Origin of the sequence: Pseudomonas sp. Kh14 (genome assembly GCF_900291005.1) — a bacterium.
Taxonomy (GTDB): Bacteria; Pseudomonadota; Gammaproteobacteria; order Pseudomonadales; family Pseudomonadaceae; genus Aquipseudomonas; species Aquipseudomonas alloputida.
Genome location: NZ_OLKJ01000157.1, coordinates 1 through 261 on the forward strand (window position 1 = coordinate 1; position 261 = coordinate 261).

The following is a 261-nucleotide window of genomic DNA, read 5'->3' on the forward strand; positions in this document are numbered from 1 at the left end:
GGTTGCCAGTCGGGTGGAGTTTTCGAGCGGCGGATGCTGAAGATCGTGGTGGGCGACTGTTCGGGCAAGAACTCGGGGGCATCGTCGATTCCGGTCATCGGTTTCGGTTGCTTCTACGTAGTGCAGCCAGCGGACAACTCGGGCGGGGATTCGCAGATCTTCGGCCAGTTCGTCAAGCAATGCGAAGGCGACGGTGTGCCTGGGCCTACACCGCAAGACGATTCCGGCCCGCAGATCATCCAGTTGTACAAAACCTTTATC

General features: G+C 59.0%; 1 pseudogene. It reads left to right on the forward strand.

Going from position 1 to position 261, the window contains the following annotated elements:
- Positions 1 to 261, forward strand: a pseudogene (locus FQ668_RS27675) (pilus assembly protein); the annotation flags it as partial.